This window comes from Photobacterium sanguinicancri (assembly GCF_024346675.1).
Classification (GTDB): domain Bacteria; phylum Pseudomonadota; class Gammaproteobacteria; order Enterobacterales; family Vibrionaceae; genus Photobacterium; species Photobacterium sanguinicancri.
Genome location: NZ_AP024850.1, coordinates 2,966,503 through 2,983,509 on the forward strand (window position 1 = coordinate 2,966,503; position 17,007 = coordinate 2,983,509).

The window sequence follows — 17,007 nt, forward strand, 5'->3', positions numbered from 1 at the left end:
AGCAATTATGGATTAGCTCTTAGTTACCTGACCTCAGTCGCTCAATGAATTTAGGTAAATGGGTAATGGGTGAAAATATCGTCTATCTTGGCGTTGAGTAGCGCTTTATCATTGTTCAATTTAGCGAAGGTACGCAAGCCTGTTATTTGAATTTGCACGTGACTCGCTAAGTCTTCAGCGTCTTTTGTTTGATCAATTAGGCCTAGTGCTTGAGCTTCTTTAATCAACACCACGAATTCACGAGAAATTTCAGCAAGATGATCTTTAGTCACCTCAATTAAATCTTGATTCTCCGAGGTTAATTCCCCCATCGTTTTTGCTAGCATGCACACCCCGTTTGGAGCATCGGTTTGAGTATCGATAACCTGTGCTTTAACAAATGCCTTTATGGCGTTAACTGGCGTGTCGCATTCTTCTTTTAAAGCTTCTAATTGCGCAAGCCCCATATCGGTATAGTTGCGAAGTGTCTCTTTAAACAAGCCCTCTTTACTGCCAAAGGCTGAATAAATACTCCCCGGCCGCATATCGATCTCGTCTTGTAGATTGCGCATTGAGGTGGCATGAAAGCCTTTCTTCCAATAAAGGTTAGTGGCTTTGTTCACCACTTCTCGCCGATCAAATTTTGCTGTCTTTGCCATAGCTTTACTTAGTAATCAATTATATGAACAGTCGTTCAATTATAACTATGGAGGTTACGTAGGTAAAGAGAGTATGTTCAGTTCTATGACAGTACGGTTAAAGAAGAAAAAATTAAACTTAATAAAATCATAAGTATAATCGCCAACTAGCAATTATTTGAACGATCGTTCAAATAAATACTTGAACGATCGTTCAGGTTTGAGTATAGTTCTCCTCATCGACAGGGAATACAGCTTCCCACAATGGGGATAACAATAGATGTCCCTTTATCTTAAAAAGATTGGAGTATACAAAATGAGCAAATTTACCTTTCACACAGTAGAAACAGCACCAGAAAAAAGTAAACCAATGTTAGAAGGCGCGGTTAAGCAAATGGGCGCTGTACCGGGTTTATATGCTGTCATGGCTGAGTCTCCTGAAACCTTGAAAGCGTACCAACAGCTTCACCAGTTATTCATGAGCACTTCATTTGATGCCGAAGAGTTAACGGTAGTGTGGCAAACCATCAATGTTGAGCACGAATGTACTTTCTGCGTACCTGCACATACGGCAATTGCACACTCTATGAAAGTCGATCCTGCATTAACCGAAGCACTGCGTAACGAAGAAGCCATGCCAACAGCAAAACTTCAGGCATTGCATGACTTTACCTTAGCAATGGTGCGTGAGCGCGGTAACGTGTCTGACCAACAAATGGACACCTTTTTTGCCGCAGGTTACGGCCAGCAGCAAGTGCTTGAGATTATCCTAGGTCTATCGCAAAAGGTGATCAGCAACTACACCAACCACGTAGCCAAAACACCTGCTGGCCCAATGTTTGAAAAATTTGCTTGGTCTAAAAAAGCATAATCAATTCGGTATCTCAGCTTAATTTAAATCTGGCTTAGCCAGTGGAGTATTTATATGTCTTTTAACTTTAAACAAAAATATGGCGGTTGGGCATTGGTCACAGGTGCTACCTCTGGGATCGGCGAACAAATGGCGCAACAGTTAGCCGAAGACGGCATGAATATTGTTTTGGTGGCTCGTCGCGAACAAGAGTTAAAGGAATATGCTCAAACACTAGCAAGTCAGTATTCGGTTGAGACAGACGTGATTGTGGCGGATCTGTCGACGCAAGATGGTGTTGATAAGATCAAAGCTACTGAACATGACATTGGATTAATTGCTTTGTCTGCTGGTCTTGAAACCAATGGTGCTTTTGAAAAGTTGGATTTAGATGCCGAGCGTCGCTTGTTGCATGTGAATGTGAATTCGGTGATGGAGTTAAGCCACCACTTTAGTAACACCATGATCGCTCGAGGAAAAGGCGGTATTTTGTTGGTTGCGAGTATGTTTGGCCAAATGGCATCCCCTTATTTTTCAACCTATGCTGGCTCTAAATCGTTTGTGATTAATTTTGGTCAATCGCTTTATGCAGAACTTAAATCTAAGGGGGTTGATGTGAGTGTCTTGTCACCGGGGTTAACCAAAACACCGATGGCGGTGAGCACTGGCGTAAACTGGAAAAAAGTCCCTATGGCAGCAAGAGCGCCAGAGAAAGTGGCAAAAGTTGGTTTGCAAGGTGTTGGTAAACGTGTACTGACCGTACCGGGCCTGCGTAACAACATCATGGCATTTATGGCGGATTTAACGCCCCGTAAGATAATGGCACTTTCAATGCAAAAAATCTTGAACGGTGCACTGGATGCTAAGCGCCTATAAACCTGTTAAATCTTAAGTTTTAAAGGCTTGCGTGTTGCAAGCTTTTTTTATTGGAATTGAATGATGAACAATAGAATAAAACTCGACATTATTTCTGATGTAGTTTGCCCTTGGTGTATTGTAGGTTATAAGCACCTTGAAACTGCCATCGAAGAATTAGGCATCAAAGATCGAATAGATATTGAATGGCAGCCCTTTGAATTGAATCCTGATATGACTGAAAAAGGTGAAAACCTTCGTGATCACGTAGCCCGCAAGTATGGGTCATCACGTGAAGATAGCGACAGAGCACGTGAAAACATAACGAAACAGGGGGCGCAATACGGTTTTAAGTTTGATTACTTTGAAGATATGAAAATGGTCAACACGCTTAATGCCCACGTGTTATTAGAGCATGCCAAACCATTGGGTTTGCAACATCAGCTAAAAATGCGCCTATTTTCAGCATTTTTTACTGAGCACAAAGATGTATCTAACCGTGAAGTCTTGCTTAATGAGGCAGAAGCGGTAGGTATTGAGAGAAAGCCCGCTGAGCTTGCTTTGGATAATCCACAGCTCAAACGTGAGATCCAAGAAATTGAATCTCAGTGGCACCAAATGGGCATCAGTGGTGTACCAACAGTAGTATTTAACCGAGAGAGTGCACTTACCGGTGCTCACCCTCAAGAGTCTTTCAAACAAGCTTTGCAACAGCTAGTGGCTGAGAATGGTAGAGCAGATGATTGATATCTATATTTCGTTAGTGGCGGCATTGAGCACTATAGCAGGAGCGTTCAGTTACTTCTCCAAAGTGAAAAATCGTCAAACACCGAAGATGCCCCTGCTTTTTATTATGAGCCTTCTTGTTGGGTCAGTATTCGGTGTAGCAGCTTTATATGTAACGGCTCAATCCCCGTCTTGGAGCACGATTGTGGTCATATTGCTCGCAACTATGCCTGTCATGATGAGTGCGGTGTTCTATAAAACCTTTAAAGAGTCAAAATCACCCCTTGGAGATATTCAAGTTCAGGTCGGAGATAAGGTGTTACCTTTTGCTGCAACAAGGGCAAATGGTAGTGAATTTACCCATGAGGAACTAAAAGGCCAGCGTATATTGTTGAAGTTTTTTAGAGGCTCTTGGTGCCCATATTGCAGTATGGAGCTTAAAATGTTTGAGGAAATGAAGCCTATCTTTGACCGTTTTAATGTCAAAATTGTGGCTTTATCTAACGATGAAGTCGCTGCTGCTCAGAAACATCAACAACGTGACCACTTAACCCACGAAATGCTGTCTGATCCCGACTTGAAGGTGATAAAAAAGTATGGTGTAGAACATCATAAAGCACTCGGTGGTGATGGCGTATCAAGTATGACTTTATTTGGGTTACCCTTTCCGACCAAAATGAAGTACAAACCCATGGCGATACCCACATCTATCTTAATCGATGAGTATGGTGTCATACAGTGGATTGACCAAGCGGAAGATGTTCGGTTGCGGGCGAGTGAAGAGAAGTTACTGGCTGCCCTTAACGCCTCTTTTGCTAATTAACTGAACATATCTTGCCACAATGACTCCGCATTGTGGCTCATGCTATCAAAGATGAGATCTCTAAATGCGACCACGCGTGAGGCGATCATCTTTCTATCTGTCCATACCAAATACACTGTGCCTTTTGGGCACTCAACGCCGGGTAATACCGGCTCCAGTTTATCCTGTGAAGCTAGGTGCTCTAGTGCCACTTTTGGCATCAAACAAATCCCCGCACCGCCTATCGCTGCTTGAATATTCAACCTTAAGCTATTAATCGAGTATTTGGGTTTTATTGGTATTTTGATTGTCTCAAGGTTCTCTTTTAGTAACCAGTAAGGGAAATTGTTACCGGCCAATACATTGTGTTCGAGTAAATCTCTCGCCCTTTCTGGCTTACCTCTTTGGGCTAAATAGCTTTTTGAAGCAGCTAATGCCAATTCAGTTTCAAATAGTTTACGTTGTACCAAGTGAGAGTCTGTCGCTGACATAGTGACAATTGCTAAATCGATTTGTTCAGAAATGAACGCTTCAGCATCGGATGCAAAATGGACATGAATATTCACTTTAGGGTGCAGGGTCATAAACTCCAAAGCAAGCTTTTGTAAGAAAAAATCAGCAAAGGGTTCTGGACACGATATATGAATATCTCCAGTGAGTACTCCTTGAGCATTTGAAAGGCTTAGCCATTGTTGGTCAAGTCCATGAAACAAGCTTGAGAACTTGTTATATATCTCTTCACCAGCATTGGTCAGCTGGAATTTTTTGGAATCACGGTGAAGCAGTTTCTCATTGAGCTGCCCTTCCAAATTCGACACCGAACGCGACACGGTAGGGGCTGAGGTGTTGGCTTTTACACTCGCTGCTGCAAAGCCTCCACATTCAACAGAGAGGCAGAACCAATAGAGGTTTGTCATGTTTTTTGTACTGATCATCGCGATTACTCTCTTAACCAAGAGTACATAAATGTACTTTTAAAAAACACTATTGTCTATTTTTGAATTCATTGTATCTGCGTATACTTCCCTTATCGAACGGCCTAACGGCCTAACGGCCTAAAAAATACTGGATGAAAATGACAATGAAAAAATTCGACCGCAAATATCAATACCCACTCATGATGTCTATGGTACTGCCAACAATGCTTCTTGGTATGTCAGGCATTATGGCGTTCCGCAATCTTCCTGTAGGCGCTGACTTTTTCTCTGCATGGGGAGGAGCAATTGCTCAAGTTGTGCCTTCAGCGTTATTGCTGCTTGCAGTTGTTGCACCGATTGTGCGCTTGTTTGTCACCAAGGTACTTCTTAAGCCAGAACAAGCTTAACCCAATTGCTTTCTTTAAATTAACGTTACTTTGGAGTACATGATGAACCAACAAATATTATTAGAAGCGACAATGATTGGTACAATGTTTCTCATTACCGCTGGCTATTTTATCCGATCTAAAGAAAGTGCGAGTAAAAAAGCAATAAACTTCGTTACAGCACTACTTGGTGGCTTTATGGTGATGGCAGGAACTGCCAAATTTTTCTTACCCTTCGCTGATATCTTTGCTGCGCAAATTGAGCTAAGTGGTTTGCCGTTCCCTGTTTTGTCAAAGTTTGCAGGGCAAATGGGTGAGATTTTTGCTGGAGCCCTGTTTTTACTTGTTCTGACGGAAGGTAAACTCATCTCATCTAAAGTTGCAGATGTAATCATTAACCTAGCAACGCTACTTACGGTGGTTATTATGAGCGTAGCAGTTTATGTACACCTGTCGCCAAATGTGCCAGCTGAAGTATTACCGTTGCAATCTAAACCACCGGTGCTGACTTTAATTGTGATGCTTGTCGCTTTGGGGTTGTGGTGGAGAAAAAAGAAAGCGTAAATTTGATTGATAGTAATTGTAGGGCTCTTTTCATTGTCTGATACAGAGAACACTAGTCAGTATAAGAGCCGCTACTTAGTTTGGGACGGGTATGTCATAAATTGGTAAATTTGCCTGTGATTAAGGTATTGAACAATACCTCAGTTAATCCGCCAACTGCTAAATTAGCAAAACCTATAACTCACTCCTGTCCAGAACCTTGTTGGCGGGGGTGACGTAATGAAAGGGGTGACGTAACTCATCAATGAATAAAGGGAGCAATTGCTCCCTTCTATGCCGCCAGCTTAAACGTTACTACTTCGTACAGTCGTACCATCCATCACCACGGTCACACTCATACTTGAATGTCCCATTAGGGTAAGATATGAATCGGTGATGTAACACCATATCCCCATTAGGCATTTCAGCCGCCGTATTAGTTCTGTGCTCAGATACGTTGTTCTCACCTTCTTTATAGCGTTTAGTGTGCTCCCACCAGTCTGCCCCAACAGAATCTTGAGCACCATAGACTTGCGGTAGTGCTGCGATATCAGCATTTAATGCATCAATGTCGATACTCCCCACATCAGCACTGAAACCTAACCAGTGAGCATATTCACTTGGCACTGTGTTCCACTTATAACGGCTCCCTTCTTCATCGTACACACCACTCACTCTCGCAGTCGAAAGCGTCATGTTTTGGCTATCAGCAGCATCACTCAAACCAACCTCATTACACTCCAATTCACTCAGATCGTAGAACGATGACTTGTTCTCCATACCGTATTGGTTATCAGTGTCAGCCATCTTTGAAAGTAAGGTTTCTGACTTACTGCAAATGTAATCGTCAAAGCTTAGATCTGAGCTCATGTTACGGTATTCATTCACATAGCCCACCGTACCAAAGTTAGTGATAGTGTCTTCTTGTAGGTAGTTTCTAATCAAACGCTCAGGTAGCCAGTTATCATCTACCGCATAGACGGATTCAGACCAGAAGCTACCTTGACGTATGGAAATCGATTTGTACCACAACTGTTCATCATCTTGGCGTTGCCAGTCCGTTGGATCGTTAAGGTAGTGAGCCACGTTGATATGTGCATAGGGGTACTGAAGCGACAATTCATAAGTCTCTTCAAATGAAAGTTGAATGGATGCCATAAGCTGCTCAGCAATATCGTAGACCGCACTGTTACCATCCGCTATGTAATCACTCCACAGCTCTTCCTCTGAGATATTGAAATGCCAAACTAAATCACCCGCTACGTTACGCATGGCGTCTTTTATGGCATTGCGGACTGGTTCATTGTCTTTCACTAATCCACAGCTATACGCTGCGCCTTGCTCTCTTTCAACCGTCTGTTTCGCTGACTCCCACAACATTGTGGTGAGTGGCGTAATGTTAACGGAGCCATTCGCTACCTCTTCAGGCAACGTGAACGCTGGTGGCAGGTTAAGTACATATGCTTGAGTTACTTCCCCTAAGTCCTCATCAATAGCTCCGACAGGCACATCTACGATCACTGGGACGTATTCAAGACAGGCTTGTTGCTCTTCTGTGATGTCACCTTCAATAGTGAACACACCACCAGCCTCAGTGATAGCCGATGGCTCATCAGGATCGACAACACCATTTGAATTAAAATCATAATGAACAGTGGCACCAACGATATAGCCATCAATAGCACGACCGGATAACAATGTAGTGTTCGATGGTGATGAAGGCTCAGATGAGCCACCACCGCCGCAACCAGCAAGGGTAGCACTTGCAATGAGCACAGAAACTAACGTCTTTTTCATAGGAAATTCCTTTTTATTAATAGATTGGTTTGCAGGGATAAATGCATAGAAAACAAAAGCGGCTTACTTTCGTAAACCGCTAATGGTGGGTATTAAACGTGTGGTATTAGCAAGCACATCGGCATGGAGGCATATCGCAAATGTCACAAGTTGAACTGTGGCTACCCCCGCAATATTCACAGCTGAATGAAGCTAGGCAACGGTGCTTGTTAAGTAATGGTCGAATCGCTTTAATGATCATGAACTTCTCTCCCCGTCTATGTCGTAGTGGATCACATAGAAAGACGGCAACCCTATGTGACATCCCTGTTTGTTGTCAGGTTATCAATAGGTTGGGCATCTGGTGTCGCATAGGGCTGTACTAAGTGGGACCGCTATCGCTATTTAGAGAAGTGGTTTGAAGTTGGGGGCTTTTGACTGACGGTGGTATAGGTTGTTGTTCTACAAAAGTAATGTGGGTTTTATGTGCTTCTAGCCACGCCACTAACGGTGGTGTATTAGAAACCGTAACAGTGATGTGTAAATACGTATCGAACTCAGAGATACGTTGGTCGTTGGAAAGTGGTGTTTGGTAGAGATGTTCACCAGCTTGTTTAGTAATGGTGAATTCGAGTGTATAACGTTCATGCTCTGTATTGGTGTATTCCGATACTGAGTGTTGCAAGTCAAAGTCTTGTGGGTAAGCAAACGTGAAGGTTGATAATGTGACTTTGTGAATCTGGCTGACATCAACAAAAGTAGTGTATTTATCTCCCTTCTGGCGGTACACCAATATCAATGTATTACTTTGTTGTACAAGACCTAATGGCATGACATCTTTTCTATGTTGCCCCCCTTCAGAGTAATAGTGCAAGTTTAACCAACGATTGTGGTAGAGCCCTTGACTGATAGCTGCGTAAGCATTAGGGCTGATATTACGCCTTAGTTCATAAGTGCCGAATAAATCTATTTTTCGTAACCATTGGGACTCTTTTGAGTCCAGATCGATTGATTTCAGTTGGTAGTTAGCATCTTCAAATAACGACTGAAGAGTATGGGATATATGGGTAGGGATTAAGTAGTGGAAGTGAGACTCAACCAGACACAAAAGTAGTGCTTCTTGAGTACCGGAGCCAACAAGAGATTTAGTTTGCTTTCGTTGGTATCCATAAGGTTTGTCACGAGCATCTCGGTCAATATCAAAATATTCAAGTAACACATCAAGGTTACGTTGAATCGTTCGAATATCTCTATCAATGCCTATCTCCTGAAGCTGTGCTTTGAGATCAGAAGCCGTGACTTTATGCCAATACGGTATGCGCTTGTATAACTCAAGCGCTAGCACCATATGCTGGCGAGTGCTCACATGAGTAGATTTACTCATCATGCGCACCTTTAGCGAAGCGGATCAAAATAGAGGTGACGATATAACGATCTTGGAACAAGTCACTCTCACTTTATTGATAGCAAGAGACGAAGCTCTACACGCTAGGCTTTAAGGTGAATTGATTGTATGAGTAGTTTGGGCATCTGGTGTCGGATGAAAGCGGATGAGCAAAATTAATTGAATAATCGAGGTGGGCATAATGAACTCCTATGCTGGTGGATACATAGGAGTGATATGTGTGTGAAATTTATTAGATTGATTGACCCAAGCAACAAATAGTAATGATAATCATTTGATGATATATGGACGGGAGTTCAACTCCTCAAAAAGCCAGTAGCAGTCATCAATCGATAACAAATAAAAATAAACACCCAGATAGCACCTCTTACAAAGATGAACTGAGATTTAATAATAAAAATCAACACTTTAAATTCTAAATTACGATGACGCCAGCCCACCAAACGTTTGGAACGGGACATCTTCGGATGTCCCGTTTTTGTATCTGCAATAAACAAAGACTTAACCCTGTTAAGCGTAACGCCCCCTCAGATCTCTTTGCTTTTTAGGAACACTACTTTTAGTTCCCAACTTAGTGTACCCACACTAGCAAAACGACTACTCGCCTAACTAATAGCTAATATAAAAGCAGCTAACCCCAAAGAGAAAGAGTACATTCTTTCTGATGGCGATGGTTTACGTCTACGGGTGAAACCAAATGGCTCAAAGCTTTAGCTACTAAACTATACACACCCCATCAAAAGAAAACGTACTAACCTAAGTCTTGGTAAATACCCTGACCTCTCCCTTGCTAACGCCCGCAAGACCTCACAGGAAGCAAGAGAACTACTCGCTCATGGGTTCGCCCCTCAAGAAGATAGGAAGCGACGGCAGGAAGAGCACAAAGCTACCCACCAGCACACGTTTATCAATGTGGCTAAAGAGTGGTTTGATATTAAGAAAGATGACATCACACCTGATTATGCGGTTGATATTTGGCGCTCTCTTGAGCTACATATTTTCCCCTACCTATCCGAGATACCAGTTAAAGAAATCACTGCGCCACAGGTTATAGAGCTACTAAAACCTATTGAAGCCAAAGGCAGTCTAGAGGCCGTAAAACGCCTAGCGCAACGTCTCAATGAGGTAATGAACTTCGCAACCAACTGTGGCTTAGTTCAGGCGAACCCATTAACTGGCATCAAAGCCGCTTTCAAGAAACCCAAGAAAGAGAACATGGCAGCACTCAAACCAGCGGAGTTGCCAGAGCTTATGAGTGCCATAGCTAATGCCAGCATTAAACGCACGACGCGGTGCTTAATCGAATGGCAGCTTCATACTATGACTCGCCCCTCAGAAGCCTCTGGAACTCGTTGGGATGAAATAGATTTAGAGGCTAGAGTATGGACTATTCCACCAGCAAGAATGAAGAAAGGCAGAGAGCATCGAATCCCACTCACCGATGAAGCAATTGCAATCCTAGAATACTTGCAGCCAATCAGTGGACACCGCGAGTATGTATTTCCATCAGATCGCGATCCACTAAAACACTGCAACAGCCAAACAGCTAACATGGCCTTAAAACGAATGGGGGTTGCGAATCGCTTGGTAAGTCATGGTCTTCGTTCAATCGCTAGTACAACACTCAACGAACAAGGTTTTGAACCAGATCTGATTGAAGTAGCTTTGGCACACGTTGATAAAAACCAAATCCGTAGTGCATATAACCGGTCTGATATCCTTAAAAGACGCCGTCCGATGATGAGCTGGTGGAGTAATCATATTGCTACAGCCGCTCAGGGGAGTTTGTCGGTTACTGGGACCAGGCAATTGAAGGTTATTAGCCTATAAACTGATATTACATGGGCCCTACCTACGCACGGCCCTAATACAATTTAAGGAAAGAGCCTGTAATCTAAATTGCAGGCTCAATAACATTTTTTAACTCAACCATGACGGGTTGTTTTTAGTACTATCCGCATCACTGATTCGATTTCCATTTAAGTCATTTTCGCCTAAATGCTTACCAAAACGATTCCACACCTCGATATGTGAGCTTTCACCATAATGTAAATTATCAATAACGTGATAAGTTCTTTCCAAAACACAATAGTGTACCGCTTTCCCATGATTGATCATTCCAGTCTTAGTATATCTACTACTATCACGAAGATAGGTTTGAGAATCAATTGGGGGGATATCAGACGCTAGGTCATAACAATAATCAGCCACATTATACTTTTGTTCTAACCAAAGCTTGGGATTCACTTCAATATCAGCGAGCTCAACATAAATACTCTGTCTAGCTCCACCTTCCCAGCCTTTAACCACTTCAGCAAGTGTGCCAGCGGTCACTTTATTGTTGACGAAAGCAATGGGATGTTTATCGCTAGAAAGCGTCAGCTCGGCACATTCTGCGAACGTGTCTCCAGTGACACACTCTCCATTAGACATCTCGTACCAAGTGTCTTCACAATGAACTTGTTCATCATTCCAAACTTTACTGAACTTATCATAAAAGACTTTCTTAAAAAGACGTTTAGTGTCCGTTCTAAGTATTTGATTTACAGCCAATAAAAAAGATATTTCTTTTTCATCAATGCAAAGCATCTTGCCCTCTAACTCATCACACTTCCATAAAAAAAACCTTATAGTTACTCCTTCAATATCTACCTTAAAAGCTGAAGATAGTTTTAAAAGTTCCAAAATCACTTCAAAAAAATCACTTTTCGTGTCAACTTTACAGATGGAGTTCTCATCAATATAGACATTTACATTACAAATCATGCAATCTATCCAAATCGATCTCATCCTGATCGAAAAATCCTTTCGGCCAATGACTTATTATTCCATTTTCCTCGATAACAACTCTCGATAACGGTTCTTCAGAGCTTTCCCCAAAAAATAAAATAGAAGAGTCCTCATTCTTCAATACTCCATCCTTAACCGCTAACCTAACTCCGTTTAAAATGCTTGGGCTATGCGTTTCGATGATTGTAGTCACATTAGATGCAGCAACTTTACATAGAAAATTTGTAATTCTATTTTGTGCACTTGGATGCAGATGTGCTTCTGGGTTCTCAATAATAATCACATCTCCTTCTCTAGCAACTAAACCAGCAACAATAATTGGAAGGCAGTAACTAAACCCATAGCCAACGTTTTCTGGTTTATAATTATTAACGCTTCCATCAGGGCTAATCTCTATTTTCTTTAAAGATTCGCTAATTGAACTAACGCTAACGCTTCCTGAATTGAAGATATAAGATACCCAAGCCGAAATCTGGTCCGGTAGTTTAGGAGTTTCACCTGAAGCATGAATCATCTCCTCTCTCACATCCTTTTCTCGGTTTCGATATATCTCCAAAGCAGTGTGCTCACCGAACTTACCCACACCAAATGTTCTATTCGATGCTGATTCATGAAACGATCTAGGACCTATACGCTCTGCAGAGATAAAACTTACTCTCGAAAAATCAACTAAATAGTTCTCAACGCTGCTCAGAGTAGATTTATCGAGCCCCCTGATTATGTCAAAACTATCAGATTCAAATGTCCCCGACTCATTTGACTCAATCTCTACGCTCGTTAATCGTAAATTACCTTCATCCTCAACATCTTCATCCTCATCCATGTACTTCCTGGAGAACTTCGTTGTTAGCGCTAAGTATTTATTTGTTTCTCTATTCTCAAAACAATAGGAAAGCCCTATATCCGAACGAGCAGAGCTACCTGTAGATCGTACATCATCGAACGAGCCTAATTTTACCCAATCACTATTTAATACCAGTATGTTTGAGTTTTGGTTCTCTAGAATACTCTGCGAAGGTAGAAGTAAACTTTGGATGGTAGTTGACTTTCCTTTACCGTTTACACCAGTTAGTAAGGTCAGCTTTTCAATTGGGAAAATAGTTTCCTCTTTGAAGCACTTAAAATTTTCGACGGTTATCTCAGTTAACATAAATCACCTCCAAGATATTCAGAAGCAATAGCTAGCCTTGAAAACACTTTCTTGATCTGATTTGTTGAGGTTTTAACTGAGTTTAAGTACTCTTCATTTGAAATAAGATCTTCATATTTTTTAATCAATTTTTCTTTACTTTCATGGACGTACTTCGTACTCATGTCATTAAATGCACAATATATACTTTCCATAACTGCTAAATTGATTCTTCCTCTTGTTTCCTCGTTCCCGATTCTGAATGCATTATGTCCAAAAACATTTCCAATCTTCTTAAGGTTGGCTTTAAACTTTTCTTCCAATTCGTGAACCTCATCATCGTCCATAAGGTTTATCTTCTTCATAACCTCTCCGAGAAAATCATCTAAATCACCTTTATAGTAACTACGAGTGCTTTCATCGGAAAAAGCTAAGCATCTTAAAACGGCTTCACGATCCTTCATTCTCTTGGGAGAGATTCCAGAGTCGGTAATATAAGAAAACTCTTCAAACTCTGACAATTTTTTCAATAATCTTGTTGATCTTCCTATATATATACAGTTTCGTATTTCTTGACGCTCTAGCTTGGTTCCACCGGTATTTATTCGCCTAAAGATATCGTACGTTACAGCCATTGGGACTGATGGCATTATTGAGTAATACGGTATGTTTTTATCTTCAATCTTCGACCATACTTCATCGTATTCTTCTTCTAATTCTGATTTACTAAATCCATTAAGCCACGGTAAAGCTTTTAGTTCTTCTAAACGAAAATCATCATTATAAAAGTCAAGTACTGCCGTTAGCCTCTGAAGCCCATCAATTACAACCAACCTACCTGAAGAGTCTCTATTAAAATAAAAATGCGGTAGCGGAAGATTCAGAATCAAAGATTCAATAAACATGGACTTCTTCGCTTCATCCCATGCATTGGGACTTCTTTGAAACTCTGGGTCCAAAACAAATTTACCTTTATTCGTCCACCTTATAATCTCAAAAACAGAAATTTTATCTTCTCGTAAGTTAATCTCTATCTTCGACAAGTCTACGTTCTTTGAATAAGGGTAAATACCACCGTCACCACTTGTATAGTCTTCTACGGTGTCTTCATCTGACTCAATAATTTCACTTTTATCTAAGTCATTCATCAGTAATGCTCCTCAATATAACCGTACGCCTTAGCGAACAGTTCTTTATCTTTTCCTAAACCAAACTGAGCAAGTGTCAGTAACAATGCCTTTTGAATCTCTCTTGGGCCACTGTTCGAGCTCTGCCAGCCTTTAAAGCGTTTGGCTTTTACTATCTTGTCTATCTGCTCTACAACATCACCAATCAGTTTTGGTGTGCTTTCTGGACGTGTTTCTAAGAACAGTTTGGTCAATGCTTGCTTGTTATCTTCTTGAGTTACAGGTGAGTCGCCCGTTTCACGCTCGGCTTGCACAGTGTCTTTAGCTGTATCGAGTAGACCTTTTAACCAATCGATAGCTTTGATTACGCCTGCTTCATAATCCTGGCGTAATTTCTCTAAGCGCTCACCTAATGCTACGAACTGCGGGTTACCGCTACCTCGTAGACGGCCCATTAGATCGATTTCTAACTGGCTTGCGCGCTTCTCTTGTTCTTTCTCAGTCAAGGTGAAGATAGCGTGCTCATCCATGACCAACTCATCAATATCATCTCGAATGCGGTTGATATCAGTATGCTCATGGATCATCTTGATAGTTTCTGGACCTAAAGCAGCCCATACTAGCGAGCCTGTCTGCCCTACTGGGCGAACTGATTCATAGATTTGTACCAACCACTTATAATCGGCACGGAAAGGCGTTAAGAAAGCGTCTGGGTTAATCGCAGACCATAACTTAGCTAACACTCCGAAAGAAGCTGCAAACTCATCACGCTTTTCATTGGTCGGTAAGCAAGCTTGCGCTGCCATAATCCCTTCAAAGCCGTCGATGGTTCTGTCGACGTTAGGGAAGAAGCTTAAACACTTATCTAGCTGAGCTGGCAGTAGCTCTTTAAAGGCCTCGATACCTTCTACCACGCCGTCGATCTCTTCAGGATCATACGCGAGTGCGGTACGTAGATTTTCAAACACACCAAGGTAATCAATGATTAGGCCCATTTGCTTGCTAACATTCTCAGTTTCGTACAAACGGTTAGTACGGCACATTGCCTGCAACAATGTATGGTCACGTAATGGCTTATCTAAGTACATGCAGTAACAGATAGGTGCATCAAATCCTGTCAACAGTTTTGCGGTAACAATCAACAGTTGAAGTGGTTGTTTTGGATCTTTGTAATCCTCAATCAGGCTCTTCTGCTTTTGGTCGTTGCCATCAATCTCTTGCCAACGTTCAAAGTCTTCTGCTTTAACAGGAAGCTCAAGCTCTTGCTTCCACTTACGCCAGTCTTTATTGACCTTGCCTTTCTTACTTGCATCTTCATCTTTGATCGGTGCCTGGTCGACATTCATGACCACTTCTACCGCATCAAAGCCCAGTTTCTTACCGAGTAAATAATACATCTGAACACAGGCATCTCGGTCATAGACCACAACCATGCCTTTCATCTGCTTCGGCTTTACATGGCTTACAAAGTGATTGGCAATATCTTCGCTTACTGCCGCCATGCGTTTTGGCGCCTTCAACATAATCGCTAAGCGGCCAGCACGTTTAGACAATGCCATTTTCTCATCATCATCCAGGTCGTTGTCTTTAACCATTTGTTCAAAGGCTTCATCAATCGCGGCACGATCCACACGAAGCTCAGCCAAACGAGGCTCAAACTTCACTGCATTTGTCGCTTTATCTCGTATGGACTGCTTGTAGCTGTAGCGGTTCATGTAGCGCCCTACATCCTCTTCGGCGCCAAAGAGTTTGAAGGTATTGCGGTCGATACCGGAAATCGGCGTACCTGTTAAACCATAGAAGTGAGCATGAGGTAGAGCCCAACGCATTTTATCGCCAAGGGAACCCTCTTGAGTGCGGTGTGCTTCATCCACCAGCACGATAATGTTGTCACGACTATTTAGGCCGTTTTCATTGCTCTCATCGATTTCGACATCTTTAAACTTGAAGACTGTGGTGATCAAAATGCCACGACTATCTTGTTCTATATGCTCGCCAAGCTTTTTACAGCTTTGTACTTTGATGAGGTTTTTAACATCGGCCCCACCGAAGGTTTCATTGATTTGGCTATCGAGGTCTCGACGGTCTACCACAATCAACACGGTTGGATTTTTCAATTTGTTATCCGCGCGAAGCATGCGAGCGGCATAGAGCATAAGCAAAGACTTACCTGAACCTTGGAAGTGCCAGATAAGCCCTTTTTTCGGATAACCTTTTTTTACACGCTCAACAATTTGCTTTGCGGCTTCAAATTGCGGATAACGAGGCAGAATTTTAATGCGTTTAGGTGGCGTGTCTTTACCTGTTTTGACGGTCGAAAACAGCGCAAAGGACTCTAGCATTTGCAGCAAGGTTTCTGGGTTCAATAAGCCTTCACAGCTATCAAGCACGGTAGCAAAACTTGCAGGAATTTCATCACGCTGATCGGTTTTATGCCATGGCCCCCAGTCTTTCACTCGCGCATTGATTGCACCATAGGCAAAGGTGCGACCTTCAGAAGCAAAGCACAGAAGGTTTGGTACAAAGAAAGGCTCAACATTTTTCCAATAATGCTTTTCACCCCCCATGAAATCGGCAGCACCATCTTGCCAGGTAACACTTGGACGAGTGAGCGATTTTACTTCTCCCACCACCAGTGGAATACCATTCACAAACAGAACGATATCGAAAAATACCTCTGTCGCGGCAATAAAATGAACCTGTTGCGAAACGACAAAGTGGTTGTTTTCGGGAGTATCAAAGTCAATCAGCTTGATAGTAATGTGGTCGCCGTTCTCACCAAACGGTAAGCTTTTTTCTGCCATTAACCATTCATGAAAATTCTCATTGGCTTTGACTAAACCTGTGTGTTTCGCTTCCAACATCAAACCACGAAGTTTGTAGATCACCTCATCGGCATAATCGGGATTGTTGCTAATATCAGGGTTTAACGAACAAAGCGCGTCTTTAAGCCAGGTATCAACGAAGATATCGTGAGTTTGCTTGGGTAAGCTCTCACCATGGCAATACTTCCACTTTACTCCGCTTAAGCCTTTTAAACGGTCAATAATTCCATTTTCTGTAACGGTTTGTTCGTTAAACACA

Annotated in this window: 15 protein-coding genes; 7 read left to right on the forward strand and 8 right to left on the reverse strand. The window is 42.1% G+C overall.

The window, feature by feature from the left end; all coding sequences use genetic code 11:
* Positions 1-50 precede the first annotated feature (50 nt).
* On the reverse strand, positions 51-638 hold the full coding sequence (locus OCU87_RS13755; RefSeq protein WP_059021364.1) for a TetR/AcrR family transcriptional regulator: 588 nt from the start codon (positions 636-638) through the stop codon (positions 51-53).
* Between the two features lie 295 nt (positions 639-933).
* Here OCU87_RS13755 and OCU87_RS13760 point away from each other — a divergent pair, with 295 nt between their 5' ends.
* The 4 genes from OCU87_RS13760 (at position 934) to OCU87_RS13775 (ending at position 3,871) form a co-directional block, all read left to right on the forward strand.
* Positions 934-1,488 carry a carboxymuconolactone decarboxylase family protein gene (locus OCU87_RS13760; RefSeq protein WP_059021365.1) on the forward strand — a complete coding sequence of 185 codons (555 nt, stop codon included), beginning with the start codon at positions 934-936 and terminating at the stop codon, positions 1,486-1,488.
* A 54-nt stretch (positions 1,489-1,542) separates the two neighbouring features.
* The gene (locus tag OCU87_RS13765; RefSeq protein WP_059021367.1) at positions 1,543-2,343 is read left to right on the forward strand and encodes an SDR family NAD(P)-dependent oxidoreductase; all 801 of its coding nucleotides are present in this window, start codon (positions 1,543-1,545) and stop codon (positions 2,341-2,343) included.
* A gap of 63 nt (positions 2,344-2,406) precedes the next feature.
* Positions 2,407-3,069 (forward strand): DsbA family oxidoreductase, encoded by a 663-nt coding sequence (locus tag OCU87_RS13770; protein ID WP_059021369.1) that lies wholly within the window; start codon positions 2,407-2,409, stop codon positions 3,067-3,069.
* A complete protein-coding gene (locus tag OCU87_RS13775; protein WP_059021371.1) occupies positions 3,062-3,871 on the forward strand; it encodes a peroxiredoxin family protein in 810 nt (269 codons plus the stop codon). The genes OCU87_RS13770 and OCU87_RS13775 overlap by 8 nt, the downstream gene beginning before the upstream one ends.
* Here the strand turns inward: OCU87_RS13775 and OCU87_RS13780 are convergent.
* Positions 3,868-4,785: a LysR family transcriptional regulator gene (locus OCU87_RS13780; RefSeq protein WP_059021373.1), complete on the reverse strand. Its 918-nt coding sequence runs from the start codon at positions 4,783-4,785 to the stop codon at positions 3,868-3,870. The two genes, OCU87_RS13775 and OCU87_RS13780, sit on opposite strands and share 4 nt — an antisense overlap.
* Positions 4,786-4,925: 140 nt before the next feature.
* Here OCU87_RS13780 and OCU87_RS13785 point away from each other — a divergent pair, with 140 nt between their 5' ends.
* On the forward strand, positions 4,926-5,174 hold the full coding sequence (locus OCU87_RS13785) for a DUF2798 domain-containing protein (protein ID WP_261857400.1): 249 nt from the start codon (positions 4,926-4,928) through the stop codon (positions 5,172-5,174).
* A gap of 39 nt (positions 5,175-5,213) precedes the next feature.
* Positions 5,214-5,717 (forward strand): hypothetical protein, encoded by a 504-nt coding sequence (locus OCU87_RS13790; protein WP_059021375.1) that lies wholly within the window; start codon positions 5,214-5,216, stop codon positions 5,715-5,717.
* 294 nt (positions 5,718-6,011) lie between these two features.
* Here the strand turns inward: OCU87_RS13790 and OCU87_RS13795 are convergent, their stop codons facing one another.
* Positions 6,012-7,493, reverse strand: a complete 1,482-nt coding sequence (locus tag OCU87_RS13795; RefSeq protein WP_059021377.1) for an OST-HTH/LOTUS domain-containing protein — start codon at positions 7,491-7,493, stop codon at positions 6,012-6,014.
* Positions 7,494-7,854: 361 nt separating this feature from the next.
* Positions 7,855-8,859 carry a helix-turn-helix transcriptional regulator gene (locus OCU87_RS13800; RefSeq protein WP_261857401.1) on the reverse strand — a complete coding sequence of 335 codons (1,005 nt, stop codon included), beginning with the start codon at positions 8,857-8,859 and terminating at the stop codon, positions 7,855-7,857.
* A gap of 753 nt (positions 8,860-9,612) precedes the next feature.
* On the opposite strand from OCU87_RS13800, the gene OCU87_RS13805 reads away from it, so the two are divergent.
* The gene (locus tag OCU87_RS13805) at positions 9,613-10,707 is read left to right on the forward strand and encodes an integrase domain-containing protein (RefSeq protein ID WP_261858389.1); all 1,095 of its coding nucleotides are present in this window, start codon (positions 9,613-9,615) and stop codon (positions 10,705-10,707) included.
* A 90-nt stretch (positions 10,708-10,797) separates the two neighbouring features.
* Here the strand turns inward: OCU87_RS13805 and OCU87_RS13810 are convergent, their stop codons facing one another.
* From OCU87_RS13810 to OCU87_RS13825, 4 genes are read right to left on the reverse strand one after another with little or no spacing between them, the layout of a single operon-like run.
* Positions 10,798-11,643: a hypothetical protein gene (locus tag OCU87_RS13810; protein WP_261857402.1), complete on the reverse strand. Its 846-nt coding sequence runs from the start codon at positions 11,641-11,643 to the stop codon at positions 10,798-10,800.
* A complete protein-coding gene (locus tag OCU87_RS13815) occupies positions 11,633-12,817 on the reverse strand; it encodes an AAA family ATPase (RefSeq protein WP_261857403.1) in 1,185 nt (394 codons plus the stop codon). The genes OCU87_RS13810 and OCU87_RS13815 overlap by 11 nt, the downstream gene beginning before the upstream one ends.
* Positions 12,811-13,944, reverse strand: coding sequence for a DUF262 domain-containing protein (locus tag OCU87_RS13820; RefSeq protein WP_261857404.1), 1,134 nt, complete (start codon positions 13,942-13,944; stop codon positions 12,811-12,813). Before OCU87_RS13820 ends, OCU87_RS13815 begins: the two co-directional genes overlap by 7 nt.
* Positions 13,944-17,006, reverse strand: a complete 3,063-nt coding sequence (locus OCU87_RS13825; protein ID WP_261857405.1) for a type I restriction endonuclease subunit R — start codon at positions 17,004-17,006, stop codon at positions 13,944-13,946. The genes OCU87_RS13820 and OCU87_RS13825 overlap by 1 nt, the downstream gene beginning before the upstream one ends.
* Position 17,007 lies beyond the last annotated feature (1 nt).